27 protein-coding genes are annotated in these 25780 nt (G+C 68.7%); 15 read left to right on the top strand and 12 right to left on the bottom strand.

The annotated features are described in order from the left end of the window. A partial coding sequence (locus B9G38_RS05260) for a DUF2103 domain-containing protein (RefSeq protein WP_086219714.1) occupies positions 1–574 on the bottom strand: 574 nt, incomplete at its 3' end. Positions 575–711: 137 nt separating this feature from the next. Here B9G38_RS05260 and B9G38_RS05255 point away from each other — a divergent pair. Both B9G38_RS05255 and B9G38_RS05250 read left to right on the top strand, forming a co-directional pair. After that, positions 712–1401, top strand: coding sequence for a hypothetical protein (locus B9G38_RS05255; RefSeq protein ID WP_086219713.1), 690 nt, complete (start codon positions 712–714; stop codon positions 1399–1401). Next, positions 1398–2033 (top strand): hypothetical protein, encoded by a 636-nt coding sequence (locus tag B9G38_RS05250; protein WP_086215855.1) that lies wholly within the window; start codon positions 1398–1400, stop codon positions 2031–2033. Before B9G38_RS05255 ends, B9G38_RS05250 begins: the two co-directional genes overlap by 4 nt. A 28-nt stretch (positions 2034–2061) precedes the next feature. Here the strand turns inward: B9G38_RS05250 and B9G38_RS05245 are convergent, their stop codons facing one another. From B9G38_RS05245 to aroA, 3 genes are all read right to left on the bottom strand, one after another. Beyond that, positions 2062–3228, bottom strand: a complete 1167-nt coding sequence (locus tag B9G38_RS05245) for a TRC40/GET3/ArsA family transport-energizing ATPase (protein WP_086219712.1) — start codon at positions 3226–3228, stop codon at positions 2062–2064. 98 nt (positions 3229–3326) lie between these two features. Beyond that, positions 3327–3584 carry a hypothetical protein gene (locus B9G38_RS05240; protein WP_049931278.1) on the bottom strand — a complete coding sequence of 86 codons (258 nt, stop codon included), beginning with the start codon at positions 3582–3584 and terminating at the stop codon, positions 3327–3329. A gap of 48 nt (positions 3585–3632) precedes the next feature. After that, entirely contained in the window at positions 3633–5024 is a 1392-nt protein-coding gene (aroA, locus tag B9G38_RS05235) for a 3-phosphoshikimate 1-carboxyvinyltransferase (protein WP_086219711.1), read from the bottom strand. 130 nt (positions 5025–5154) lie between these two features. On the opposite strand from aroA, the gene B9G38_RS05230 reads away from it, so the two are divergent. Further along, a complete protein-coding gene (locus tag B9G38_RS05230) occupies positions 5155–5682 on the top strand; it encodes a multiprotein bridging factor aMBF1 (protein ID WP_049931276.1) in 528 nt (175 codons plus the stop codon). 45 nt (positions 5683–5727) lie between these two features. Here B9G38_RS05230 and B9G38_RS05225 read toward each other — a convergent pair whose 3' ends face one another. Then, positions 5728–6486 carry a DICT sensory domain-containing protein gene (locus B9G38_RS05225; RefSeq protein WP_086215858.1) on the bottom strand — a complete coding sequence of 253 codons (759 nt, stop codon included), beginning with the start codon at positions 6484–6486 and terminating at the stop codon, positions 5728–5730. Positions 6487–6643: 157 nt separating this feature from the next. On the opposite strand from B9G38_RS05225, the gene tpiA reads away from it, so the two are divergent. From tpiA to B9G38_RS05200, 5 genes are all read left to right on the top strand, one after another. Next, positions 6644–7288, top strand: coding sequence for a triose-phosphate isomerase (tpiA, locus tag B9G38_RS05220; RefSeq protein WP_086219710.1), 645 nt, complete (start codon positions 6644–6646; stop codon positions 7286–7288). Between the two features lie 190 nt (positions 7289–7478). Continuing rightward, positions 7479–9407, top strand: coding sequence for a molecular chaperone DnaK (gene dnaK, locus B9G38_RS05215; RefSeq protein ID WP_198945656.1), 1929 nt, complete (start codon positions 7479–7481; stop codon positions 9405–9407). A gap of 82 nt (positions 9408–9489) precedes the next feature. Continuing rightward, positions 9490–10659, top strand: a complete 1170-nt coding sequence (dnaJ, locus tag B9G38_RS05210) for a molecular chaperone DnaJ (RefSeq protein ID WP_049931272.1) — start codon at positions 9490–9492, stop codon at positions 10657–10659. Positions 10660–10732: 73 nt separating this feature from the next. Then, positions 10733–11053 carry a cupin domain-containing protein gene (locus tag B9G38_RS05205; protein WP_086219708.1) on the top strand — a complete coding sequence of 107 codons (321 nt, stop codon included), beginning with the start codon at positions 10733–10735 and terminating at the stop codon, positions 11051–11053. An 85-nt stretch (positions 11054–11138) separates the two neighbouring features. Then, positions 11139–11891, top strand: coding sequence for a hypothetical protein (locus tag B9G38_RS05200; protein ID WP_049931270.1), 753 nt, complete (start codon positions 11139–11141; stop codon positions 11889–11891). A 27-nt stretch (positions 11892–11918) separates the two neighbouring features. Here B9G38_RS05200 and B9G38_RS05195 read toward each other — a convergent pair whose 3' ends face one another. From B9G38_RS05195 to aglJ, 6 genes are all read right to left on the bottom strand, one after another. After that, positions 11919–13253 carry an ABC transporter ATP-binding protein gene (locus tag B9G38_RS05195; protein ID WP_086219707.1) on the bottom strand — a complete coding sequence of 445 codons (1335 nt, stop codon included), beginning with the start codon at positions 13251–13253 and terminating at the stop codon, positions 11919–11921. Next, positions 13246–14304 (bottom strand): ABC transporter ATP-binding protein, encoded by a 1059-nt coding sequence (locus tag B9G38_RS05190; RefSeq protein ID WP_049931268.1) that lies wholly within the window; start codon positions 14302–14304, stop codon positions 13246–13248. The genes B9G38_RS05195 and B9G38_RS05190 overlap by 8 nt, the downstream gene beginning before the upstream one ends. Then, the gene (locus B9G38_RS05185) at positions 14304–15488 is read right to left on the bottom strand and encodes an ABC transporter permease (protein WP_049931267.1); all 1185 of its coding nucleotides are present in this window, start codon (positions 15486–15488) and stop codon (positions 14304–14306) included. Before B9G38_RS05185 ends, B9G38_RS05190 begins: the two co-directional genes overlap by 1 nt. 14 nt (positions 15489–15502) lie before the next feature. Next, positions 15503–16477 (bottom strand): ABC transporter permease, encoded by a 975-nt coding sequence (locus B9G38_RS05180; protein WP_049931266.1) that lies wholly within the window; start codon positions 16475–16477, stop codon positions 15503–15505. A 42-nt stretch (positions 16478–16519) separates the two neighbouring features. After that, positions 16520–18409, bottom strand: coding sequence for an ABC transporter substrate-binding protein (locus tag B9G38_RS05175; RefSeq protein ID WP_049931264.1), 1890 nt, complete (start codon positions 18407–18409; stop codon positions 16520–16522). A gap of 340 nt (positions 18410–18749) precedes the next feature. Then, positions 18750–19757, bottom strand: coding sequence for an S-layer glycoprotein N-glycosyltransferase AglJ (gene aglJ, locus B9G38_RS05170; RefSeq protein ID WP_086219706.1), 1008 nt, complete (start codon positions 19755–19757; stop codon positions 18750–18752). Positions 19758–19905: 148 nt separating this feature from the next. Between aglJ and B9G38_RS05165 the strand changes: the two genes are divergently transcribed. Beyond that, positions 19906–20286, top strand: coding sequence for a hypothetical protein (locus B9G38_RS05165; RefSeq protein ID WP_086219705.1), 381 nt, complete (start codon positions 19906–19908; stop codon positions 20284–20286). A gap of 54 nt (positions 20287–20340) precedes the next feature. Here B9G38_RS05165 and B9G38_RS05160 read toward each other — a convergent pair whose 3' ends face one another. Beyond that, complete coding sequence (locus B9G38_RS05160; RefSeq protein ID WP_086215864.1) at positions 20341–20700, bottom strand: response regulator; 360 nt, start codon at positions 20698–20700, stop codon at positions 20341–20343. Between the two features lie 176 nt (positions 20701–20876). Here B9G38_RS05160 and B9G38_RS05155 point away from each other — a divergent pair, with 176 nt between their 5' ends. From B9G38_RS05155 to B9G38_RS05130, 6 genes are all read left to right on the top strand, one after another. Continuing rightward, a complete protein-coding gene (locus tag B9G38_RS05155; protein ID WP_049931258.1) occupies positions 20877–21908 on the top strand; it encodes a phosphate uptake regulator PhoU in 1032 nt (343 codons plus the stop codon). Positions 21909–22028: 120 nt separating this feature from the next. Beyond that, positions 22029–22211: a hypothetical protein gene (locus tag B9G38_RS05150; protein ID WP_086219704.1), complete on the top strand. Its 183-nt coding sequence runs from the start codon at positions 22029–22031 to the stop codon at positions 22209–22211. Between the two features lie 69 nt (positions 22212–22280). Continuing rightward, positions 22281–22508: a hypothetical protein gene (locus tag B9G38_RS05145; RefSeq protein ID WP_004598402.1), complete on the top strand. Its 228-nt coding sequence runs from the start codon at positions 22281–22283 to the stop codon at positions 22506–22508. Positions 22509–22604: 96 nt separating this feature from the next. Next, positions 22605–23036 (top strand): CoxG family protein, encoded by a 432-nt coding sequence (locus B9G38_RS05140; RefSeq protein ID WP_086219703.1) that lies wholly within the window; start codon positions 22605–22607, stop codon positions 23034–23036. Continuing rightward, on the top strand, positions 23033–23839 hold the full coding sequence (locus B9G38_RS05135; RefSeq protein ID WP_049931255.1) for a carbon-nitrogen family hydrolase: 807 nt from the start codon (positions 23033–23035) through the stop codon (positions 23837–23839). The genes B9G38_RS05140 and B9G38_RS05135 overlap by 4 nt, the downstream gene beginning before the upstream one ends. A 623-nt stretch (positions 23840–24462) precedes the next feature. After that, the gene (locus B9G38_RS05130; protein WP_086219702.1) at positions 24463–25503 is read left to right on the top strand and encodes a presenilin family intramembrane aspartyl protease PSH; all 1041 of its coding nucleotides are present in this window, start codon (positions 24463–24465) and stop codon (positions 25501–25503) included. The last annotated feature ends 277 nt before the right edge of the window (positions 25504–25780 follow it).

Raw genomic sequence — 25780 nt, 5'->3', positions numbered from 1 at the left:
TCTTCACGTGCGGGTGTTCCGCGACGGTCTGGACGGCCTTCCGCCCCTTGCGGTCGCCGATGAGCGTCGAGTGCGACCCGCCGATCTTCTCGCGCGGCGGGGTCTCGACCACCGCCAGCGACCGGTCGCCGCGACGGTCGAGCACCCACTCTACGAGGGGGCTCACGTCCGGCTTCCCGCCGTCGTCTGCGGGGTCGCTCGACGTTGTCCCGTCTCGGTCGCTCCCGCCGGCGCCGCCGTCGGGCACCCGGTAGAACTCGTGGTGGAGCTGCGCGCGCGTCTCGCGGAGCGGCTCGCGCTCGCCGGCGGCGTAGACGGTCTCCGGTCGCTTGCGTCGGATCTCGTCGGCGACGCGCCCCGCGAAGTTCCGCAGTTGGACCTCCGTCAGGCGCTCGGTGTCCTCCGGGCGCGTGGTGATCGTCGTCTCGCCGACGACGGCGTCCTCGTCCAACATCGTCAGGTGCGCGCGGTCGGCGTCGAACTCGGCGACGACCGCGTCGGCGTTGGCGGTGTTACAGGTCAAACAGTAGTCCCCCGGCTTCTCTAACGGGGTCCCACACCGCCGACAGTTCATACCGACAACACGGCCGTGGAAGATAAAAGCGCGTCCGTTCGCCGCCGGTCTCGGGACCCGTTCGCCGCCGTACACCGTCGCGCCCACCGCTGATCCGGAGCGACAGCTTATAATCCTCCCCGGCCTCGGTACCGGACATGGACGGAGACCGACGCCGCGACGCCGAGACCGGCTCCGACGCGAGCGTCGGCGACGGGGAGTCCGGCGAAGAACTCGCCGGCACGCTGGGATCCGTCGAGGACAGACTCACGCAGCTGATCCGCGACGGCCGGCTCAACGCCCTCGTCGCGTGGGCGATGATCGCCGTCCTGGGCGGGGTCCTCGTCGAGAGCGCGCTCGACTACGACCTGCTGTCGGCGGCGATCGCGGTCGGACTCGGCGGCGTCTTGCTCGCGCCCACGGTCGCGGCTCGCGACTGGCGGACGATGCTCCCGGCCGAGCTGGTGGGCCTCGCGCTGCTCCCGGTCCTCGTGGGCGCGCTCCTCGGCGGCGAGTTAGGGACGTTCGCGGCGTACGTCGCCATCGCGGCGCTGGCGCTCGTGATCGCCGTCGACCTCCACATGTTCACGTCGCTGCGGCTCACCCACTGGTTCGCGGTCGCCTTCGTCGTGATGACGACGCTGGCGACGGCGGCGGTGTGGACGGTGCTGCGCTGGAACCTCGACCAGCGCGTCGGCACCGCGTACCTGACGACGAACGACGCGCTGATGACCGAGTACATGTACGTCACGCTGGCCGGGATCGCGGCCGGACTCCTCTTCGACGGCTACTTCCGCCGCCGGGGACGCCTCCTCCGTCGCGTCATCCGCCGGGTGGTGCGGCGATGACGCTGCTCCCTCGGCTGTCGCTCGCGTCGCAGCGTCGACTCACGGGCGCGATGCAGGTCCTGCTCGTCGGCATCGTCGCGTACGGCTTCCTCGCGGGCGAGCAGAAGGCAGTAAGCAACGGGGTCATTGCGCTCCTCGTCACGCTGGTCCCCGCGGCGCTCGAGCGCCGGTACGACCTCCCGCTCGACCCGTGGCTCGCCCTGTGGATCACGACGGCCGTGTTCCTCCACACGGTCGGCTCGGCCGGGTTCTACGCCCGCGTCGAGTGGTGGGACCACATGACGCACGCGCTGTCGGCCTCCCTGGTCGCCGCAGTCGGCTACACGACGCTCCGGGCAGTCGACCTCCACAGCGACGGGATCCGGATCCCGTCGCGGTTCGCGTTCGTCTTCATCGTCCTCATCGTCCTCGCGTTCGGCGTGCTCTGGGAGCTGTTCGAGTTCGGCTTAGACATCGTCGCGACCGAGACCGGCATCGACATGCCGCTCGCGCAGCACGGGCTCGACGACACCGTGCTCGATCTCATGTACAACACCGCGGGCGCGGTGCTGGTCGGGCTGTTCGGACAGGCGCACCTCGCGGGCGTCGCGGAGCTGGTCCGGGACCGGATCTTCGGGAGCGCGACCGAGTAGCGCCGGACGTGAGCCGTAGTCGGACCGCTCAGTCCAGACAGGCCGCGACGACCCGCAGCGCGGCCTCACCCCGGACCTCGTTCGCGAGCAGCGGCACCCGCTTCACGTCCCGGGCGCGGAACAGGTCCGTCGCCTGGCGGAGCGCGCTCTGCTGGACCTCCCACCGGCGGGCGCAGAACTCGCAGGTGTCGGGGTTGGGCTCGACCACCCAGTCGGGGTCGATCCCGGCCCCGTTCCCGCCGGTCACGTCGCCGACGCCCTCCATCACACGGTTGACGACGAGCGTGTTCACCGGGATTCCGAACTCGTCGAGCCGCGCGACGAGCCGCTCGGACTCGACGACGCTCATCTCCTCGGGGATCATCACGACGCGGAAGTCCGTCTTCGCGGGGTCGCGCAGGACCGCTCGGAGTCGCTCGATGCGTTCGCGGAGCTCCTCGAGGTCCGCCGAGGGGTCGGGGTCGTCCTCGCCGCCGCCGAACATCCCCTTGATCCCGTCCATCATCCCGGAGAAGCGCTGCCGGAGCTTCATCACGCGCCCGAGCATCGAGTCCATGATCTCCGGCAGTTGGAGAAGGCGGAGCGTGTGACCGGTCGGCGCGGTGTCGACGACGACGCGGTCGAACCGCGGGTCGTCGAGGTACTCCAGCAGCTGGCGCATCGCCGCCGCCTCGTCGGCGCCGGGCATCGTGCCGCCGAGGAGTCCGCCGAGCCCCTCGCCGTCCTCGCCCTCGGCGCCGCCCATCGGCCCCTCGCCGCCCATGCCGCCCATCGCGTCGCCCATCTCGCCGAGCCCGCCGAGCGGGTCGCCGTCCGCCCCGAACATCCCCTCGTCGACCGCGGCGTCGGGGTCGATCTCGGCGGCGTACAGGGGCACGTCCTCGCGGATGCGCGCCGGCTCGGCGGGGATCTCGGTCTCGTAGGTGTCCGACAGCGAGTGCGCGGGGTCGGTCGAGACGACGAGCGTCCGGACGCCGCCCGCGGCCGAGGCGAGCCCCGTCGCGGCCGCCATCGTCGTCTTTCCGACGCCGCCCTTCCCGCCGTACAGCACGTAGTCGGGCGCGTCGACGCTCGCGGGCAGATCGGCAAGCTCCTCGTCGACGGTCAGCTCCTCGTCCGTCTCCGCGGGCTCGACCGTGGTGTCGTCGTCGGCCTCGTCGACCCGGTCGACGGGCTCGACGTCGATGTCGTCCATACGCGTGTGTCGGTCCGGTGGGCTTGTGTAGCCGTCGGTCCGGATTCGGCGGCGACCGTCGCGCTTCGAGCGGTGACCGGATGACGCCGCGACCGCGGTCAGCCGAGTCGCTTCATCGAGATCAGCGCGGTCGGAATCATTATCGGGATCGTGAGAATGGCCCCAGTGATCACGACGAACGGCGCGACCCCGCCGACCGGGTACGCGAGCAGGTCGACGGCAAGCAGGTTGACCGTGGTCACAGTCACCGTGTACGCGATCACGGTGAGCACCACGATCGCCGAGAACACGACGCCGACGACGACCGCCGCGTTCGGTCCGTCCGCCGCTCCGTTCGACGCCGGGTCACCGCTCATCTGCTGTCTGCCACCATATACTATTGTGTGGATTGCGAACGGCTATAACTATTCCCTTCCCCGCGCGTCCCCGCGCTCGACGGTCGCCCCGAGGTCGGCCATCGCGTCGAAGAAGCCGGGGAAGGAGACATCGACGTGTTCGGCGCCGCGGACGGTCGTCGTCCCCTCGGCCGCCAGCGCGGCGACGGACAGCGCCATCACGATCCGGTGGTCGGCTCGGCCGTCGACGGTCGCCCCGACGAGATCGCTTTCGCCTCCGTGAATCATGAGTACGTCCCGCCCTTCGGTCGTCTCGGCGCCGAGCTTTTCGAGTTCCTCGGCCATCGCGGACACCCGGTCGGTCTCCTTGTAGCGGACGTGCTCGCAGTTCTCGATCCGCGTCTCCCCGTCCGCGACCGCGCCGAGCGCGGCGATCGTCGGGAGCAGGTCGGGCGTTCCCCCCACGTCGACGGTGACGCCGGAGAGATCGCTGCGCTCGACCGCGATCGCGCCGGCCTCGCGGTCCCAGTCGACGGGCGCGCCCATGCGCTCGACGATCTCGACGATCGCGGCGTCGCCCTGCGCGCTCGGCCGGGCGCCCTCGATCCGGAGCGGCTCGCCGGGCGCGGCCGCGACCGCGCCCGCGCCGAGGAGGTAGGAGATAGAGGAGAAGTCGCCGGGGACCGCGTACGTCTCGTCGCTCGGCGCGTACGTCTGTCCGCCCGGGACCGAGAACCCCGCGGCGCCCGCGGCACCGTCGAGCGGATCGCCGTCCTCGTCGACCGGGGTCGCCTCGACGCCGAAGTCGGCGAGCAGTTCGAGCGTGATGTCGACGTACGGCGCCGACTTGAGGTCGGTCGTGAGCTCTACCTCGATCCCCTCCTCGGTGACGGCGCCCGCCATCAGCAGCGCGGTGACGTACTGCGAGGAGACGTCGCCGGGGATGGCGACCTCGCCGCCGGCGAGCGGGCCGGTCACGACGAGCGGGGCCTGCCCGTTCGACCGCGTCGACTCCGCGCGGACATCGAGGTCGGCGAGCGCGTCGAGGAGCGGACCCTGCGGGCGCGAGCGGAGCGACTCGTCCCCGGTGAGGACGGTGGTGCCGTCCGCGAGCGCGGCCGCGGCGGTGACCAGCCGCATCGTCGTCCCAGAGTTCGCGCAGTCGATCACGTCGTCGGGGACGGCGGGGCGGCCGCCGAACCCCTCGACCGAGAGCGCGTCGGCGCCCGTCAGGTCGGGCTCGCCTTCGGCGGTCGAACTCCCGTCTCCGGCGCGCGCGACCGAACCGCCGAACGCCGCGACGGCGCGGGCGGTCGCTCGCGTGTCCGCGGACACCAGCGGCGACTCGACGGTCGCGCCGTCGCTGTAGCCGGCGGCGAGCAGCGCGCGGTGGGTGTAGCTCTTCGACGGCGGCGCGCGGGCGGTCCCTCGCAGGGTCGAGCGCGTGACGTGGACGTCCATACCAGTCCTGCCGGCCGCGGCGACAAGTCGGTACCGACAGCGGCACGATTGCGGTCGGGGCCTCGCCGGCGTGACCCGCGCCCGGCGCCGCGGCACACCCTTTATACCATCGGGAGCGCTAGCGTCGCGTATGCCCCAGTGTGAGATGTGCGGCGCCGAGGAGGCCTCGCTGACGACGACGAAGGTCGAAGGCGCCGAGCTGGAGCTCTGTAGCTCGTGTACGGACTTCGGCACCGAGGTCCGCGACGAGTCGACGAGCTCCGGCGGCGGCAAGTACTCCACCAGCTCCAGCACCGGGAAGTCGTCTTCGTCGTCCGGATCGTCCGGCTCCGGCGGCTCGTCGGGGAGCTCGACTCGCCCCCGCGACATGTTCGACGACATGGACGAGATCGCCACCGACTACGACGAGCTGATCCGCGATGCGCGGGAGTCGCGCGGGCTGAGCCAGGAGGAGCTGGCCGACCAGCTCAACGAGAAGGCGAGCCTCATCCGCAAGCTCGAACGCGCCGACACGCTCCCGACCGACGAGGTCCAGCGCAAGCTCGAGCGCGCGCTCGACATCTCGCTGGTCGAGGGGCAGTCGACCGACGACGCCGACTGGGAGACGGACGACGCCGGCACGATGACGCTCGGCGACGTCGTCAAGCGGAAGGACTGAGCCGCGACGACGCTCCGGCCCCGCCGTACTCGTTATTCCCGCCCCTCAGACGGTCGCGCCGCCGCCGTCCGTCTGCTCCGATCCGCCGTACCGCTCGGTCAGGTAGTCGATGATGTAGTCGACCGTCTCGGGGTCGTAGCTCCAGAACCCGTAGAACTCGCCGGGCGCGCGCTCCTCGGCGAGCAGCGCGCACTTGGCGTCCTCGTAGCCGCCCCCGTCGTACGCGACGAACCACGTCTCGCGGATCTCGGCGGTCTCGCCGACGTGGACCGTGTAGGTGCCGACGTCGGGTGCGTCGCCCTCGGCGGCGGCGTACGCGTGGACGTCGAGCCGGTCCTTCTCGCCGAGCAGGTCGTAGGTGTCCGCCTCCCCGGTGAGGACGTCGAGGGTCTGGAACCCCGCGTGGAGCTCTCCGTCGCCGACCCGCCAGGCGCGGTCCTCGATCTCCCGCGACGCGGCGACCATGTCCTCGCGGGAGTAGGAGGTAAACATCGTCTCGTCGAGGTGATCCAACACCGGCTTCCCGACGTTGCCGGGCGTCTCACCTCGCTCCGCGGGTGTCTCCCCCTCGTCTCCGCCCCGCCCCGGCAGCAGCTCGTCCACGGTGACGCCCGTGACGAACTCGCCGTCCCGCGCCAGCACGGCGAACGCCTCCGGTCCGGAGGCGGTCTGATCGTCGACGATCCGGACGTTGCGGTCGGCGAAATACTCCCGGAGCTCCTCCGTAACCGCCGGTTCTGCGTTGAACACGGTCAGCGTGGCCTCGTGGGCTTCCACGCCGGCGATGAGCTCGATGAGGGACATCTCTTGTCGGACCCACAGCATCGGGGTATAAGGTCGTTTCTGCTCTCCGCCCCCCGGGTCGCCCGGTTCCCGGGGTTGTGAGGGGTCGAAACGACGGGACCCCGAGCGAGCGTCGCGAAGCACGAACCTATTTGCGCCGCGCTCCCCGAGTAGAGGTATGTTCATCCTGGTGAACCTCAAGGCGTACCCGTGCGATCCGATCGAGGTAGCGACCGCGGCCCGCGACGTCGCCGAGGCGTCCGGCGCGCGGATCGCCGTCTCGCCGCAGGCGGCCGACCTCGCCCGCGTCGCCGAGACGGGCGTTGAGACGTGGGCGCAGCACGTCTCGCCGAACGAGCACGGTTCGCACACGGGTTCGACGCTCGCCGAGGCCACCGCCGACAACGGCGCCGAGGGGACCCTGATCAACCACTCGGAGAAGCGACTGAAGCTCGCCGACATCGACGGTTCGGTCCGCGCGGCCGAGCGCGCTGACCTGGAGACGATCGTCTGCGCGAACAACCCCGCGCAGGTCGGCGCCGCCGCCGCGCTCGGCCCTGACGCCGTCGCGGTCGAGCCCCCGGAGCTCATCGGCGGCGATGTCTCCGTCGCCACCGCGGACCCGGGTATCGTCGAGGACGCGGTCGCGGCCGCCGAGGCCGTCGACCCCGCGGTTGACGTGTTCTGCGGCGCCGGTGTCTCCACCGGCGAGGACGTGTCGACCGCCGGCTACCTCGGGGCCGCCGGCGTCCTGCTGGCCTCCGGCGTCGCGAAGGCCGACGACCCCGAGGCGGTCCTCGAAGACCTCGTGAGCGGGATCTGAGCCGGCGAGTCCGGGCCGGTTCGCGTCCGCGAGCCCGAGACCGGCGCTGCGTTTGCGGATCGGTATAAAAACATCGATGTGAGCGACTCACACGATCGAGAAAACGCACGACGGCGGCGGCTTTCTTCTCCCGGGGAGATCGCGGCGTCTAGTAACCTTTAACCGAAACAAGCCGCTATCTGTGACCAAGATGGCGAGCAACAAAATTCTCGGTATCGACCTCGGTACCACCAACTCCGCGTTCGCGGTGATGGAGGGCGACGAGCCCGAGATCATCGCCAACGCCGAGGGCGACCGGACGACGCCCTCGGTCGTCGCATTCGCCGACGACGACGAGCGCCTCGTCGGCAAGCCGGCGAAGAACCAGGCCGTCCAGAACCCCGACCGCACGATCCAGTCGATCAAGCGGCACATGGGCGACGGCGACTACACCGTCGAGATCGGCGACGAGGAGTACACGCCGGAGCAGGTCTCGGCGATGATCCTCCAGAAGATCAAACGCGACGCCGAGGAGTACCTCGGCGACGACGTCGAGAAGGCGGTCATCACCGTCCCCGCGTACTTCAACGACAAGCAGCGGCAGGCGACGAAGGACGCCGGCGAGATCGCCGGCTTCGACGTCGAGCGCATCGTCAACGAGCCGACGGCCGCCTCCATGGCGTACGGGCTCGACGACGAGTCCGACCAGACCGGCCTCGTGTACGACCTCGGCGGCGGCACGTTCGACGTGTCGGTCCTCGACCTCGGCGGCGGCGTCTACGAGGTCGTCGCCACGAACGGGGACAACGACCTCGGCGGCGACGACTGGGACGAGGCGCTCATCGACCACCTCGCCGACGAGTTCCAGAACAACCACGGGATCGACCTCCGCGACGACCGGCAGGCGCTCCAGCGCCTGAAGGACGCCGCCGAGGAGGCGAAGATCGAGCTGTCGAACAAGAAGGAGACGACAGTCAACCTCCCCTTCATCACCGCGACCGACAGCGGTCCGGTCCACCTCGAACAGTCCGTCACCCGCGCGACGTTCGAGAGCCTCACCGCGGACCTCATCGAGCGCACCGTCGAGCCGACCGAGCAGGCGCTCGCCGACGCCGACTACGCGAAGTCGGACATCGACGAGGTCATCCTCGTCGGCGGTTCGACCCGGATGCCGCAGGTGCAGGAGAAGGTCGAGGAGCTCGTCGGTCAGGAGCCGAAGAAGAACGTCAACCCGGACGAGGCGGTCGCGCTCGGCGCGGCGGTCCAGGGCGGCGTGCTCTCCGGCGACGTCGACGACATCGTCCTGCTGGACGTGACGCCGCTCTCGCTCGGCATCGAGGTGAAGGGCGGCCTCTTCGAGCGGCTCATCGAGAAGAACACCACGATCCCGACCGAGGAGTCGAAGGTGTTCACGACCGCCGCGGACAACCAGACCTCCGTCAACGTCCGCGTGTTCCAGGGTGAACGCGAGATCGCCGAGGAGAACGAGCTGCTCGGCGCGTTCCAGCTGTCCGGCATCCCGCCGGCGCCCGCGGGCACCCCGCAGATCGAGGTCTCGTTCAACATCGACGAGAACGGCATCGTCAACGTCGAGGCCGAGGATCAGGGCTCGGGCAACGCCGAGTCGATCACCATCGAGGGCGGCGTCGGCCTCTCCGACGAGGAGATCGACCAGATGCAGGAGGAGGCGGAGAAGCACGCCGAGGAGGACGAGGCCCGCCGCGAGCGGATCGAGGCCCGCAACGAGGCCGAGACGACGATCCAGCGCGCCGAGACGCTCCTCGAGGAGAACGAGGAGGAGCTCGACGACGACGAGCTCGTCGCCGACATCGAGGCGGCCATCGAGGATGTCGAGGACGTGCTCGAAGACGAGGACGCCGAGACCGACGAGATCGAGTCCGTGACCGAGGCGCTCACCGAGGAGCTCCAGGAGATCGGCAAGCAGATGTACGAGGGACAGGCCGCGCAGGCCGGTCCGGGCGGCGCGGGCGGCGCCGGTCCCGGCGGGATGGGCGGCGCTGGCGGTCCGGGCGGTCCGGGCGGTGCGGCGGGCCCCGGCGGTGCCGGTCCCGGCGGCGACGCGGACGACGAGGAGTACGTCGACGCCGACTTCGAGGACGTAGACGACGACGAGGAGTAACGCCCTCTCACCCGACGCTCGACGCCTCGACCCCGCCGCTTAAATCGACCCGTCGATCAACACCAATTAACAAACGCAACGCATGACCGAAGATTTCTACGACGTCCTCGGCGTGTCGCGGGACGCCAGCGAGGAGGAGATCAAGAAGGCGTACCGCAAGCAGGCCGCCGAACACCACCCCGACGTCAGCGACGACGAGAACGCCGAGGAGCGGTTCAAGAAGATCCAGAAGGCTAAGGAGGTGCTCACCGACGAGCAGAAGCGCCAGCAGTACGACCAGATGGGCCACGATCGGTTCACCCAGGCCGACAAGCGCGGCGCGACCGGCGGCGGTGCCGGTCCGGGCGGCGCCGGCGGTCCCTTCGGCGGGGCCGGCGGCGCTGGCGGCGCCGGCGGGTTCGAGGACATCTTCAACCAGTTCTTCGGTGGCGGCGGTCGCGGCCGCGGCGGCGGTGGCGGCGGCAACCGCCCGCGGCAGGGGCGCGACCTCAAGACCGGACTGACGATCGACCTCGAAGAGGCGTTCAACGGGGCGACCAAGGAGGTCACGCTCACGCGACCGACCGAGTGCGACACCTGCGGCGGCGCGGGGCATCCCCCGGACGCCGACGTGGAGACCTGCCCGCAGTGTAACGGCCGCGGGCAGGTCCAGCAGGTCCAGCAGACGCCGCTCGGGCGCGTCCAGCAGACGTCGACGTGTCCCCGCTGCGAGGGCGAGGGCGAGCTGTACAGCGAGGACTGCGCCGACTGCGGCGGCGACGGCGTCGTCCGCGAGGAGGCGACGCTGTCGGTCGAGATCCCGGCCGGGATTCGCTCCGGGCAGAGCCTCCGGATGGAGCGCGAGGGCGCGCCCGGAGAGAACGGTGGCCCGAGAGGCGACCTGCTCATCGAGGTCGATGTCGACGTCGGCGACCGGTTCGAGCGCGACGGCGACGACCTCCGCGTCAACGAGGCGATATCCTTCCCGCAGGCCGTCTTCGGCGACACCGTCGAGGTGGAGACGGTCGACGGAACGGTCGAGATGGATGTCCCCGCGGGGACCCAGAGCGGCGAGACCTTCCGGCTTCAGGGCAAAGGGATGCCCCGCCTCCGTCGTCGCGGTCGCGGCGACCTCTACGTCCAGGTCGCCGTCGTCGTGCCCGAGTCGCTCAACGACGAGCAGCGCGAGGCGCTGGAGGCGTTCGCGGAGGCCGGCGGCGAGGACATCGACGTCGGCGGCGGCTTCTTCGAGAAGCTAAAAAGCTCCTTCTGAGTGGCGTTCGCGGCGCCGCGCCTCTTCCCTCACGGCCCGTAGCTTTTCGATCCCTCGCGGCGACGGTCAGCGCATGGGCTACGACACGACGGCCTACGACGACGTGGAACCGCGCGCGCCCGGGATGTTCTTCCTCCGAGAGGCGCTCGACTGCGAGCGGCTCGGCGTGACCGTCGTCGAGGCCGACGACGGCTGGGAGGGGATGGAACACGACCACGGCGACGCCGACCACGAGGAGGTGTACCTGCTGCTCCACGGCGAGGCGACGCTCACCGTCGACGGGGACGCCGTCGCCCTCGCGCCCGGCGACGCGGTCCGGGTCGACCCGGAGTCCACCCGCGACCTCGCCTTCTCGGCCGACGGCTCGAAGATGGTGATCGCCGGCGCGCCCTGACGCCGCCCCGACGCAGTCCGGTCGGGCCGCGGGGTCGCCTCCAGGACGCCGCAGCGTTAAGACGCGCGCGTTCCGAGAACCGAGTATGGAACTCGTCGGCGAACTCCTCGCGCGCGACCGACGCAGTCGCGACGTGGCGCTCGTGACGCCGGACGGCCGGGAACGGACCTCCCACGACCTGATCACGAACGGCTACAAGGCGGCGAACGTGCTCCGGTACCTCGGCGTCCGGACGGGCGCGACCGTGGCCGTCGAGCCGATTCCGGGATTCCACACGACGCTCGCGTTCCTCGGCGCGGCCGCCGTCGGGGCGCCGGTCCGGTTCGACCCGGCGGCGGGGATCGACGCCGGCGACCGCGTCGTCCTCGCACCGGTCGCGACCGCGGCCGCGCTCGATCCGGCGCCAGGAACGAACCTCGCCGCCTTCGGCGGCTCGCCCGAGCGTCCCGACACCACGCACTGGGAACAGGAGCTGTGGAGCGAGAACCCCGGGATGCCGCCGAGCGACATCGCCCCCGACGACGCCGTCGTCCGCGGGGCGGACCTGTCGGTCAGCCACCGCGACCTCTGTTCGCGCGCCGCGGCCGCGGTCGAGGCCGCCGGGATCGGAGACGAGACGCGAGTCGTCCTCAGAGCACCCTTCTCCGACCCCTCGGCGCTCGCCGCCGGCCTCGTCGCCCCGCTCTCCGCCGGCGGAACGGCGGTGCTCGCGGCGACGGGCGGCGGAGACGCGTCTGGCGACGAGTCTCGCGGCGACGTGGCGGTCGCTCCGGCGGGAAAACCAGTACCGGAGCCGCGGCGGATCGACCCGGCGTCGCTCGCGTCGACGACCGAGTGAGCGGTCCCGGCTCGGTCGCGGCCGGGATCAGTCGTCCGCGGGGTTCGGCTCCGCGGCCGCCTGACCCTTGTGTCGGAGACAGGCGGACTCGTGGTCCGGCGTGTGGACCGTCCGTTCCGGCTCGGTCTCGGCGCACGGCGTCGTGATCGCGTTTCGCAAGACCTCTCCCGCCCGCTCGTCGTTCCCGTCGATCAGGAGATCCAGCGCCTCCGAGAGGGTCCGTTCGAGGTCGGGGTCGTCGACGGTCTCCCCGATGTCGAACTCCCGGCGGATCTCCGTCTGGACCTCCGCGTCGGTCGGGTCGGAGCCGCCGGCGGCGATGTTCTCGCGGACCTGTTCGACGTCGACCTCGCCCGCGCTGACCTTGTCGCGGAAGTTCAACAGCCCGCGCCAGTCAGCCTGATCGACGTCGACGCCGTCCGGTTGGATCACCTTGTGACACCGGGTGTGGAACCGACACCCGCTCGGCGGGTTCGTCGGACTCGGCACGGTGCCCTTCAGCTCGATGCCGCCGACGCTCGCGCGCGGGTCCGGCGTCGGGATCGAGGACAGCAGCGCCTCGGTGTATGGGTGTTGCGGGTCGGTGAAGATCTCCTCCACCGGGCCGATCTCGACTATCTCGCCGAGGTACATCACGGCCACGCGGTCACAGATCTGGCGGATGACGGACATGTCGTGGCTGATGAACAGAAGCGACAGCCCGAACTCGTCTTGGAGGTCGTTGATCAGCGAGAGTATCTCCGCCTGGATGGAGACGTCGAGCGCGCTCACCGGCTCGTCGGCGATGATGAGGTCCGGGTTCAACACGAGCGCCCGGGCGAGCGCGATCCGCTGTTTCTGCCCGCCAGAGAACTCGTGCGGGTACCGGTCGAAGTCGCTCGCCGAGAGCCCGACGCGTTCGAGCAGGTCCTCGACGATGGCGCGACGCCGGTGGCGGTCGCTCATCCCGTGTACCTTGAGCAGCTCGCCGACGGCGTTCCCCACGGACACCCGCGGGTCGAAGCTCGACGACGGGTCTTGGAAGATCATCTGGGCGCCCCGCCGGAACGCCATCATCTCGTCGTCGTCGAACTGCGTCACGTCGTTGGGGTGGGTTCCGTCGGGGTCGCGCGTCGCGCCCCCGCGTCCGTTCCCGTTGAAGATGACCTCGCCCGAGGTCGGCTCCTCCAAGTGGATCACCGAACTCGCCGCGGTCGACTTCCCGCACCCGGACTCGCCGACGAGTCCGAGCGTTTCGCCCTCTTCGATGTCGAAGCTGATCCCGTCGACGGCGCGGGCGGCGCCGACCTTCCGGTTGAAGAGCCCCTTCCGGATCGGGTAGTGTTTCTTCAGGTCGCGGACCGAGAGCAGCGGCTCAGTCATCGGCGGGACCCACCTCGCTGTCGCCGTCGGCCGCTCCGTCGCCCGGTCCGAGCCCGTCGCTCCTGACTACCGACGGGTTGCCGCCCGGCCCGTAGTGGACGCAGGAGACCTCCTGGCCCGGCGCCACCTCGACCTCGTCCGGCTGGTCGCCGGTGCGACACGCTTCCTCGGCGTACTCGCACCGCGGAGCGAACCGGCAGCCGTCCGGCGGGTCGTGCGGGTCCGGGAGCGTCCCCGGAATGCCGCCGCCGGATCCCCCGAACTCCGGCAAACACTCCAGCAGTTGCTGTGTGTACGGATGCCCGGGATGATCGAAGATGTCGAGGACGCCGCCCCGCTCCATCACCTTCCCGGCGTACATCACGACGATCCGGTCGGCGATCTCCGCGACGACGCCGAGGTCGTGCGTGACGAACAGGATTCCCATCTCGAACTCCTCTTGGAGGTCGTCGAGGAGCCGCAGGATCTGCGCTTGGACGGTCACGTCGAGCGCGGTCGTGGGCTCGTCGGCGATGAGCAGGTCGGGGTCCCCGACGAGCGCCATCGCGATCATCACGCGCTGCTTCTGTCCGCCGGAGAACTCGTGCGGGTAGTCGTCGAACCGCGAGCTCGCGTTCGCGATCCCGACGCGGTCCATGAGGTCGACCGCCTTCGCGCGGGCCTCGTCGTCGGAGACGTCCTGGTGGATCTGGAGCGCCTCGGTGATCTGCCACCCGACCGTGTAGCAGTGGTTCATCGCCTCCTGCGGGTTCTGGAAGATGTGTGCGATCTCGTTGCCCCGGATGTTCTGAAGCTCCGATTCGGGGAGCGACAGCAGGTCGCGCCCGTCGTACCGGACGGTCCCCTCGATCTCTCCCGGCGGGGTGTTGATAATCCGCGTGATCGACTCCGTCGCGACCGTCTTTCCGGACCCCGACTCGCCGACGATACACACCGTCTCGCCGGTGTCGACGCTGAAGTCGATCCCGTCGACCGCGGTGAGCGTTCCGTTGTCGGTGCTGAACGTCGTCGTGAGGTTTTCGACCTCGAGTAGTGGCTGATCGTCGGCCATTATTCGTTCTCCGCCTCCGCTTCGGGGTTCAGCGCGTCCAACAGCGCGTCACCGAGGAAGTTGAACGCGAGGATGGTCAGGAACAGCACGATACCCGGCGCTAACACGATCCACGGGGCGAACGAGAGGTCGCTCCGCCCGGCGGAGATGAGCTGCCCCCACGAGGGCACCGTCGAGTCGCCGATCCCGAGGAACGCGAGCTGGGCCTCCGCGAGCAGGAAGCCGGGAATGAGCAGCGTGAGCTGGGTGATGATGCTGCTCGCCGCGTTCGGCACGACGTGTCCGCGGATCACCTGGTACGTGCTCGCGCCGCTGATCCGGCTCGCCTTGATGAACTCCTCCTCGGAGATCGACAGCGACTTGCTCCGGATGTAGCGGGCGGTCCCGCCCCAGGCGAACAGCGAGAACACCACGATGAACATCCCCAGTCCGGCCCCGTAGATGTACAGGATGAGCAGGAACATCAGGAACGTCGGGAACGAGAGGATGATGTCGACGAACCGCATCATGATTTCGTCGACCCACCCGCCGGCGTACGCGCTGAGCGTCCCGAACGAGATCCCGATCGTGGCGACGATGGTCGTCGTGATGAAGGCGATCTGCATGCTGATCGTCATCCCGTAGACGATCATCGTAAACACGTCCTTCCCGCCCTGCGTGGTCCCGAGCGGGTGTTGCCAGGTGCCGTAGCACCGTCCGTTCATCACCTCGCCGACGCACGTCGCCGGTGTCGTGTCGACGACCGAGGTGAACACCGGCGGCTGGTAGGCGATGAACAGGTCCTGTTGCGGCGCGTTCATGACGAGCGGGCCGACGAGCCCGCCGACGAACACGATGCCGAGCCAGCCGAGGCTCACGACCGCGGGGCGGTTGCGCTTGAACTCCTTCCAGTAGTACCGCGTCATCCGCGGGTTCTGGTACAGCGGCAAGACGAGGTACCAGAACGCCAGGAACAGCGTGAAGATGAAGAAGAAGTCGAGGCTCTCCAAGTTCCGTTCGAGGCCGATGAACTCGAAGGTCGGGGTGCGCTGGCCGGTGAACCGCCAGTCGTACACGCCGAGCAGCGCGAGCGGCAGGGTCGTCAGCAGCATCCCGATCGAGTTGGTCGACAGATCGAACCGCCCCGACCGCGAGAGGTCGTTCCAGTCGACTTGATCGAACCGTTCGGAGTCTTCAGTTGCCATTGTTTTCGGTTATGTTACCTGTCATCGTAGCTGATCCGCGGGTCGAGCACGGTGAACACGATGTCCTCGAGGAGGTTCCCGATGACGGCGACGAAGGTGAAGAACAGCGTCGTCCCCAACACGAGGTTCGTGTCCTGCGCGAGCAGCGCTTCGTAAGTCAACCGTCCCAGCCCGGGGATACCGAACACGACCTCGACGAGGAGTGACGACCCGAGGAACAGCGCGAGGAGCTGTCCCACGAGCGTCGTCGAGAGCGGGACGAGGGTCGGTCGCATGACGTGATACGCGTACGCACGAAGCGGGGAGACCCCCTTCGCCTTTGCCGTCTTCATGAAGTCGGCGTTCTGGAACTCCGCGGACTCGTTCCGGGAGACGCGCATGACGGCGCCGATCGACCCGGTGACCAACACGAACACCGGGACCGACAGCTGGATCGCGTTCTCCACGCTGAACACCGGTGCGCTCGTGTTGTAGATCACCGGTATCACCTCCAGCCACACGCCGAAGATCAACAGGAGGATGATCCCGAAGAAGAAGTTCGGGATGGCGTAGCCGAAGAAGGCGAACCCGGTCGCCGCGTGGTCCTTCCAACTGTACATGTTCGCGGCGGAGTAGACGCCGACGAGCGGCCCCAAGGTGATCGTGAGGATGGTCCACGGAATCGAGTACTGCGCGGTGTAGTACAGCGCCTGCGTGACCGCCTCCATCACGGGCTGGCTCCGACTCACGGACCAGCCCCAGTCGAGCGTGTACACGCTCCGGATGAAGTCGAAATACCGGACGTGAAGCGGCTGATCGAGCCCGCGCAGCTCGCGTACCCGCTCGGCCGCCTCCGCCGGATCGCCGCCTTGAAGCGCCGCCTGCGTCGCTGCCCGCTGGACGGCCGGGTTCGGCGCGGCCGAGAGCAGCAGGAACGTGATCGTGACGATAATGAGCGATACGACTGCTGCCCAGAGAACCCGAGCGGTGACGTACCTTCCAAATCCCATGTGATGTGTAAGTCGGTAGGGTGAGAACGGGGTGGCTCGCTCTTACTCGTCCGTCGACGGGTAGAACTCGGACCAGCGGGGCTGCCAGGTGAAGTGGGAGGAGGCGAGTCCGCGGTAGACCCCTTGGATCAGCTCCTCTTTGCCGATCGCCGCCGCCATCGCCTGGCGGAACGGAACGAGCTGGAACATGTTGCCCGGACCGGTGTTCCACCCGTTCGCGCGCTGGTTCACGGAGATGATCGTGTTGTACGGCGTGGGGACCTGCCGGACGGTCACGTTATCGTCTTCGCTGTACGACTCGTACTGCTCCGGCGGAATCGCCGCCGCGTCCGCCTCGCCCGTCTCGAGCGCACCGAGACGCGACGCCTGCTCTTGAACGACGCTGATCGACGCCTCCTCGAAGAGCGGCCCTTCGGAGAACAGGTCCGGCCCCTCGTCGATGTCCCGGAGGTAGTACTCGTCGTTCCGGACGTACTCGGTACCCGAGCCGCGGTTCCACTCTTCGAGTTCGAACGGCCCGAGGTTCCCCGAGAACTGGAGTTCGAGGAGCTCCTCGTCCTGCTGGAGCCCCTCCACGTCCTCCTCCTCGACGTACGGTTCGAGGAGGGCACGCGGAATCGGGTAGAGGTACGGGTCGTACGTCTGGGGCCACAGCACGTTCGACGTTTCCAGCGTCGCCTCGAACTCGAGTTCCCCGGTCTGCTCGACTTCGACGCCCTCCCAGCTGTCCGAGTCGGCGGTGTTCGCCCAATCGGCCTGTTGGACCTCCTGGATCTGATAGACGAAGTCCTCGGCGGTGACCTGCCCGTACGGCTCGCTGAACTGGAGGTTATCACGGAGTTCGAACGTCCACACCTCGCCGTCCTCCGTGGACATGTCGTACAAAAGCGGGAAGTACTCCTGGTTCTCGTCGAACGTGTAGCCGGGATCGATCGCGCGCTCGATGGCCGTTCCGGCCCCGGACTCGTTGTTGTACAGCGGGTTCAGCGTGTTGAAACTGGCTCCCGTGACCGTGTCGTACGAGCCCGACACGCTGGGGTCGTCGATGTGCCACGCCGGGAGGTCCCAGCCGTTCGAGAAGTTCTCGATCGGACCGGTGAGGTCGGGGTTGTACCCGATGATATCGTCGCCCAGAGTGAGCATGATGTAGGGCTGTTCGCGCGCGAGGTTCGCGAAGATGTCAACGAACGCCTGCCGGATCTCGTCCCGACTCGTCGCCTGCCTCGCCTGCTCGAACAGGGACTCGACGTCGAACTGCGGGTAGTAGCCGACCGGGTTGAAGTTCGCGTTCGCCCCGTCGAAGAACGTCTGGTTCGTGAGGGGGTTGAGCGGGTACGTGTTCAGCCCGAAGTTGACCGACATATCCCACGCCTCGTTGCTCGTGACGGAGCGCGGCCCCGGGTTCCGCGGTCCGGGGTTCGACCACTCCACCTCTTCGCCGTTAACCGTATCCGTCCCGCCTTCGGGGTCGCCCGAGTAGTACTCGTTACTGAACCGAGTCCCGTCGATCGCTTCGGGAGTGACGCTGATACCAAGGTTGTTCTCGAGTTCCTGTGCGATGAACTCCGCGAGGAGCTGGTTGGTCTCGGAGGCGGCGCTGTGATAGATGTCGATCTCGACCTGGTCTCCTTCGGGGTTGACCATGACGTCCCCGTCGAAGCCGTAGTCGTATTCCGACTCCTCGAACGCCTCCCGTGCCAGGTTGCGAGCGACCTCCGATCCGTAGAGGTCACCGACCCCGAACCGGGGGAAATCGGGAACCTCGACTTCGCCGCCCCCGCCGCCACCGCCGTCAGAGCCGTCCGACCCGTCACCGCCGTTTCCGGAACAGCCGGCGAGCGTTACGGCGCCGGCGAGGCCGAGCGCGGAGAGCCATTGTCGCCGGCCGATATGCCGGGAATCATCACGATTCTCAATGTTTCGCCGTGGCATACCAAGTAGTAAGATTGTGTGTATAAAAAACTTCAGACTTATGGATAGTTGTTAGGGACGATCATCTTACATCCGTGTTAGTGATCGCCGGTCTTAGGGACGTATTCATGATTGGAACGCACATTTTACCAGAAATATGGTTTTCTGTCCCTCTCCGAAGCGAAACGTAGACAGCGTCTCTCCCGTCATCGCGGCGTGCGAGTCGGCTTCGGTCGTCTGCCCTCGCGAGGCGGATCGTCGTCCGCCGCTCTCCGGTTCGGTGTTCGTCGGTCGTCCTCGCCCTCCCCAGCTTAACCGTCGCGTCGGTCTCGCTCGCCGACCGCGTCAGGCTCTCGCCGGGTCACCGCTCCGGTTCTCTCGCTTCGGGAGTTTCGTCCGGTCTGGAGGCATCCCCGCCGTCGCCGGCCGCCGCAGAGCCCCCTGTCGCTCCGCCGCCGACGGCCTGCTCGTAGCGTGCGATCTGCTCGCGGTGGAGGGTGTGGATCATGTCGGCGAGGAAGCCGAACACGAGCAGCTGGATCCCGAGGATCGTCGCGCCGACCGCGCCGACGGCGACCACCTCGTGACTGATCCCGAACGCGAGGTACCGGTACAGCACGAATGACGCCATGGCGATTCCCGCTGCCGTCGACGCCACGCCGACGCTCCCGAAGTAGAACAGCGGGTTGTTCGTCTTGGCCTTCCGGTACAGCTCTAGGAAGATCACCCCGCCGTCCCGGACAGGGTGAAGGTTCGTCGCGGAGCCGCCGGGCCGCTCTCGGTACGTGATCGGGACCACGGCGACCGGGACGCGGTTCTTCACGCACTCGACGGCCATCTCGGTCTCGATACCGAACCCGTCCGCGGTGAGGTGGAGCCGCAGGAACGACTCGCGGGTGAACGCGCGGTATCCCGAGAGGATATCGCCGTAGTCCTCGCGGTGGATCGCCCGGAACGCGAGGTTGATCAGGCGGTTGCCGACCCGGTTCAGGCGCGTCATCGCACCCGGGCGCATGTCCGCGAAGCGATCGCCGACGACGTGTTCGGCCTCGCCGTCGAAGAGCGGGTCGAGCATCGCCGCCGCGTCGTCCGCGTCGTACGTGGCGTCGGCGTCCGCCATCAGCACGTACGGGGCCTCGACGTGGTCGCGGACCGCCTCTCTGACCGCCTGCCCCTTCCCGCGGCCGGACTGTTCGACGACGCGCGCGCCGGAATCGCGGGCGATCGACTGCGTGTCGTCCGTCGAGCCGCCGTCGATAACCAAGACGTTCTCGAATCCGGCGTCCCGGAAGTCCGCGACGACGCGTGCGACCGTCTCGGCCTCGTTCATCGTCGGCAACAGGACGCAGACGCCGTCGTGATCGGTCATCAGACGAGCGATCACGGGGGAGTCGCTAAACTCTGTCCCTCCTCGCCGCCGCGACGGTCCCCTCCGGGCGTCGTCGCCTTCGCCGGCGCCGCGTCCGTGGGTGCCGCGACCACCCACACTCATGTATGTGAACACTGATCATGTGTGTATGTCTCAGCCCTCGAACGCACGCGTCGACGAACTGCTCAGCGCCGCTCGCACGGCGACGGGCGACGAACTGCGGAGCCTCACTTACTTCACGCACGACGACATCGACCAGCTGTACCTCCGCAGCGACCTGAGCCAGACCGCCGATCTCGTCGGCTTCGCCGAGAACGAGCGACAGGGGTTCCACGCGCAGTCGATGTACGCGGACACCCAACTCGGCGACTACCGGTTCACGGTTCGCGTGTTCGAGAACGGCTACCTCACGCGCGTGATCGCGAACGACCACGGCGTCTGGGCGACCACCGACTCGATGGAGATAGACCGGTTCGAGGAACTCGCGAGCGCGCTCGCAGCGATCCTCCGCTCGTTCGACCCCGCCTGACCGTCCCCGCGGGAACACACTTCTCCTCGTCGAGACTCGACTCCGAAAGGGCGTTTACCCGAGGTGGCTCTCGAACTCGCCGACCAGTTCCGCAGCGTCGACCGGCTTCGTCACGTAGCCGTCGGCGCCCGCCTTCACCGCCTCCATCATCTTCTCCTGTTGGTCGACGCTCGTACACATCACGATCACCGCGTCGGGCCACCGGTCTTTGATCGCCGCGGTCGCCTCGATCCCGGTCATCTCCGGCATCACGACGTCCATGGACACCGCGTCCGGCTCGTACGCCTCGAACAGCTCGACCGCCTCAGCGCCGTTTTCCGCCTCGTCGACGACCTCGAACCGGTCTTCCAGCGCGTCGCGGACGACGGTCCGCTGGAAGGAGGAGTCGTCGACGACGAGTACCCGCTCGGTCATACCATCTCTCCCTTCCTGACCGACATAAACGCGCGGATCGAACGCGCTGTTGCGCGGTCGACGGACGCGGTCGACATCCGTCGGCCTTCGGCCCGGCTCGATCACCTTGTATATTTGATGCTGCGTATAATGAACATGGGAACAAGATTAAGGTCTATCCCGCGATACGGTGGCGTATGGAAACGCGGAAGGTCCAACGGTTGGGGCCGTCGACGCTGGCGATGACCCTTCCGGCCGAGTGGGCGCAGGAACACGGCGTGAACAAAGGCGACGAGGTGTCGCTCCGAATGGGTGGGAAGGGGACCCTCACGGTGCTTCCCGAGTCTGTGAGCTCCGAGGAGTCCGAGGCGGTGATCAACGCCGACGCGCTCGACGCGCGCTCGCTCGAACGCGCGATCGTCGCGCAGTACGTGCTGGGGCGGCGCGTGATCCACGTCCGCAGCGAGGGCGCGCTCGACAGCGAACATATCAACGCCGTCTACAAGGCGGAGACCCAGCTGATGGGGCTCGGCGTCATCGAGGAGACGCCCGAGGACATCTCGATCCGCTGCTCCGTCGACCCCGAGGACTTCACCCTCGACAACCTCCTCGAACGGCTGGAGAACACCGGCTCCACCATGCGCGGCGAGGGCGTGAAGGCGCTCGCGCACGGCAACCCCGACCTCGCGCAGCGCGCGCTCAACCGCGAGCGGCAGGCGAACAAGATCTTCGTCCTCCTGTTGCGGCTCATCTTCACCGCCTACCAGAACCCGAACCTCGCGCGCGCCGTGGGCTTGGAAGAGGGGTTCCCGCTCATCGGCTACCGCTCCGTCGCGAAGAACCTCGAACTCACCGCCGACAACGCGGAGGACATCGCCGAGATCGTGATGGAGGCCGACGGGCACACCCTCGACGTCGACAGCGCGACGATGCGGCAGATCCGCGAGTTCACCGATCAGGTGGACGAGCTGACCGCGCTCGCGGTCCGCGCCGTCGTCGAGCGCGACTACGACCTCACCGTCGAGTGCCGCGACCTGTTCTCGCGGCTGGAGGACCGCGAACAGGAGATCCTCGACGAGCTGCCGAACGACCTGGACAACGAGACGCTGCTCATGACCCGCGAGGTGCTCGTCAGTCTCCAGCACACCGCCGAGTACGCCATGCGGAACGCCGAGATCGCCGCGAATCTCGCCCTCAACGAGGCGTCCGAACACGTCGAGATCATCTGATCGCGGCGCTCTCCCCGCGTGAGGGGCGACGGCCGTCGGCCGCCGACCGCATCCGGTGGCCGTCGGCCACCCCGTCACGCGGTTCGTATGAACTAAGTGGCCCCCCGCGAAGCGGTTCGTATGAGCGAGGCTTCCATCGAATCGGACAAAGAGGTCGGCGTCGCGCTCGCGCTCGGCGCCGTCGCGGCCGTCAGCGCCGTGGTGATGCTAGCGTACCCGGGGCAGCTCGGGAAAGCGTGGGGGTTCGCGGGCGCGTTCGTCTTCGCGACGCTCGCCGTCGGCGCCGTCCAGCTGTTCGGCTGACCGGTCCGCGGCGCGGACCGGTCCGGAAAACGAGAAACCGTTAAGGACGTCAGACGCGTATCTCTGATAATGAGTGAGTACACCGAGGAGGAACAGCGGATCCTCGCGTACCTCACGGACAGCGTCACCCGTGGTGAGCGGTACGTTCGCTCGAAGACGATCGCCGACGCGATCGGACTCACCGCGAAACAGGTCGGCTCGCGGCTCCCCCGCCTCGCCGAGAAGTCGGACGACGTCGACATCGAGAAGTGGGGCCGGGCCAAGTCGACGACGTGGCGCGTGACGCCGGACGGGTGAGGCGCGCGGGGTCGGCGCCGTCTCGTTCCGACGCGTTCCCCGCAACCGACTCCGTCGACGCGCAATTTTAACACCCGTAGCCCTAAACGGAGACGTATGACCGTTCGAGTCTCCCGGACGTTCGAGTTCGACGCGCCGCCAGCCGACGTGTGGGCGTTCATCTCGGACGCGGAGCAGCGCGCGGGCGCCATCAGCGTGGTCGACTCCTTCGAAGTTCACGACGACCGAACCGCGACCTGGCACGTCGCGCTCCCGATACCGATGATCCGCTCGACGATCGACGTCGAGACGGAGGAGGTCGAGCGCGACCCCCCGAACCGAGTGAAGTTCGTCGGGAAGTCGCGGGCCTTCCGCGTCACCGGCGAACACGAGATCACCGAGACCGACGACGGCGGCTGCCGGCTCGCCAACGAGTTCGTCGTCGACGGGAACCTCCCCGGCGTCGAGTCCTTCTTCAAGCGCAACTTCGACGCCGAACTGGACAACTTGGAGGACGCGCTCCGGGCCTCGCTCGCCTCGCCGGCATGAGGCTCGCCGGCGTCCAGCTGGCGGTCGAGGGCGGCGACGTCGAGGCGAACGTCGCGCGGGCGCTCGACCGCGTCCGGGGGGCCGCCGCCGAGGGCGCGGACCTCGTCGTCCTCCCCGAGCTGTTCGACGTCGGGTACTTCGCGTTCGACTCGTACGGCCGCGCCGCGGAGAGCCTCGCCGGCGACCGCCTCGCCCGGTTCGCGGCCGCGGCCGACGCGAACGACGTGGCCGTGCTCGCCGGCACGGTCGTCGAGGACCTGTCGGCGTCGGCCGCGGACGGGTTGGCGGTCCCGGCCGAGTCCGGGCTCGCGAACGCCGCGGTGCTTTTCGACGCCGACGGCGAGCGCCGGCTCGTCTACCGGAAGCGGCACCTGTTCGGCTACGGCTCCGAGGAGACGGACCGGATGGTGCCCGGCGAGCGGACGCCGGTGGTCGACCTCGCGGGCGTCACGGTCGGGGTGACGACCTGCTACGACCTCCGATTCCCGGAACAGTTCCGCGCGATGGCCGATCGGGGCGTCGAGTGCGTGCTGGTCCCGAGCGCGTGGCCGTATCCGCGGATCGAGCACTGGCGGACGCTCGGACGGGCGCGGGCCATCGAGAACCTGACGTACGTCGCCGCGGTCAACGGGAGCGGTCGGTTCGGTGACGACGAACTCTGCGGGCGGAGCGCGGTGTACGACCCGTGGGGGACCGCGCTCGCGTCGGTCGGCGACGAACCGGGCGTCGTCACCGCCGCCGTGGACCCCGAGCGGGTCGCGACGGTCCGCGAGGAGTTCCCCGCGCTCCGCGACCGTCGCTGAGCCGGCTCGCGGCGCGTCGTCTCCCGCGACGAACGCCCCCTCGACCGGATCCGGATCTCACACATTTATACGCGTGAGGCACGTACCCTATTTTGCCGAAGACCGACGCTTTTCTCGTTGGAATTCGGCGTTAATCGATCCGCGCGCTCGTCCCGACCGCTCGGGCGGCGACGCCGACGACAGCCCGGGGGTCCGCTGTCCGGCCGCCGCCCGCCGCCTCGCCTTTCGCCCATCGCTCCTCGACTCCTCCCCTTTCGCCCACCGCTTCTCGACTCATCTCCTTCCGTCGTCTCCAAGCCGTGAGCCTCCGCCACGGCTCATCGTCCGGTCCGCCAATGAAAATATCCGTGCTGATAACTCGGGCGATACGTTCTTACGTCGCTCGGCTGAGTAAGTAAACGCCGCGGACGAATCCGGCCGGCCCCATCCCGTTTCGGGCGGGCCGGCCGGCCACTCGCTTCCACCGTCCGTCGTCCGTCGGCTTGGGTTCGGGTCCACCCGCTCCCACACCGAGCCCGAACCCGTCTCTGTGCGCCGCCGATTCCTCGATAGCGGTCGGTACCGTCGGCGCCCGCGGCCCGAAGCGCAAGGACGAAACCCTCGGCCGACGAACCGACGGTCGAATGTTCCCCCGCGAGTACCCCGGCGTCGCCTTCGTGGTCGGGCTGTTCCTGGTCGTTCAGGTGGGCGCGCTGGCGCTGGTCCCGGAGTTCGCCGCGAGCGGTTATCAGGCGGTCGAGAACCCCGACAACCCCGCGAACAGCGTGCTGTACGTCGTCGCCATCGTCGCGATGACCGGAGTGATGCTGGCGGCGTTCCGGTACGACTTCGACGGGGCGATCCGGCTGCTGATCGTCGGCGTCTCGGCGTGGCTCTCGTGGTACGTGTTCTCCGCGCTCGTCCCGCCGCTCGCGGCGGCCGTCCCCGCGGTCGCGGTCGCAGTCGGCCTGCTCGTCCACCCCGAGTGGTACGTGATCGACACCGCGGGGGTGTTGATGGGCGCGGGCGCCGCCGGGCTGTTCGGTATCTCCTTCGGCCTGTTGCCCGCGCTGATCCTCCTCGCCGTCCTCGCCGTCTACGACGCGGTCTCCGTCTACGGTACCGAACACATGCTGTCGCTCGCGGAGGGCGTGATGGACCTGAATATCCCGGTCGTGCTGGTGATCCCGCTGTCGGTGTCGTACTCCCTGCTCGACGGAGAGGCGGCCAGCGACGAGGCTGCGGGGGTCGACGCGGACGAGGAGGTCGATGCGGACAGCGAAACCGACGCGGAAGCGGAAGGCGATGTAGACGCGGCGGCTGACACGAGCCCGGACGCTGACGCGGCAGGCGAGGTTCCGGACTCGCCCGAGCCGGGCGACCGCGACGCCTTCTTCATCGGTCTCGGCGACGCCGTCATCCCGACGGTGCTGATCGCCAGCGCGGCGACGTTCTCACCGGCCGCGAACCTCGCCGTCCCCCTCCTCGGCGTCAACCTCCCCGCGCTGCTCGCGATGGTCGGGACCCTCGGCGGGCTGCTCGTCCTCATGCGGTGGGTGATTCGGGGGCGAGCGCACGCGGGGCTCCCGCTGTTGAACGGCGGCGCGATCGGTGGGTATCTGATCGGTTCGATCGCCGCCGGGGTCCCGCTCCTCGAAGCGCTGGGGCTCGCGACGTTCTTTTAACTCGGCTCGGGTGTAGCGGTTCGTCCGTCCGCGTGTACGCCCGAAACCTCGACTTCTCGGCCGTCTGTTGGCCTCGTCTATTAGCGCCTATCTGGGGTGACCACCGCCGGAGCCCCAGCCGCGGGGCGGGCAGACGCTCGCTGTCGTTCGAGACGCCGAAGGCGTCTCGTGACGACGAGAGAGGTTTGCTCTCTCGAACCACGCTCCTCGTCGCTCGCTTCACTCGCCCCTGCGGCGCTTGCGTCGCCTCTGCCCGCCCCACGACTGCCTCTTCGAG

It is taken from the genome of Halorubrum sp. SD612, assembly GCF_002135005.1.
Note: the sequence above shows the minus strand (reverse complement) of the source record. Positions and strands in the feature narration are given on the sequence as shown.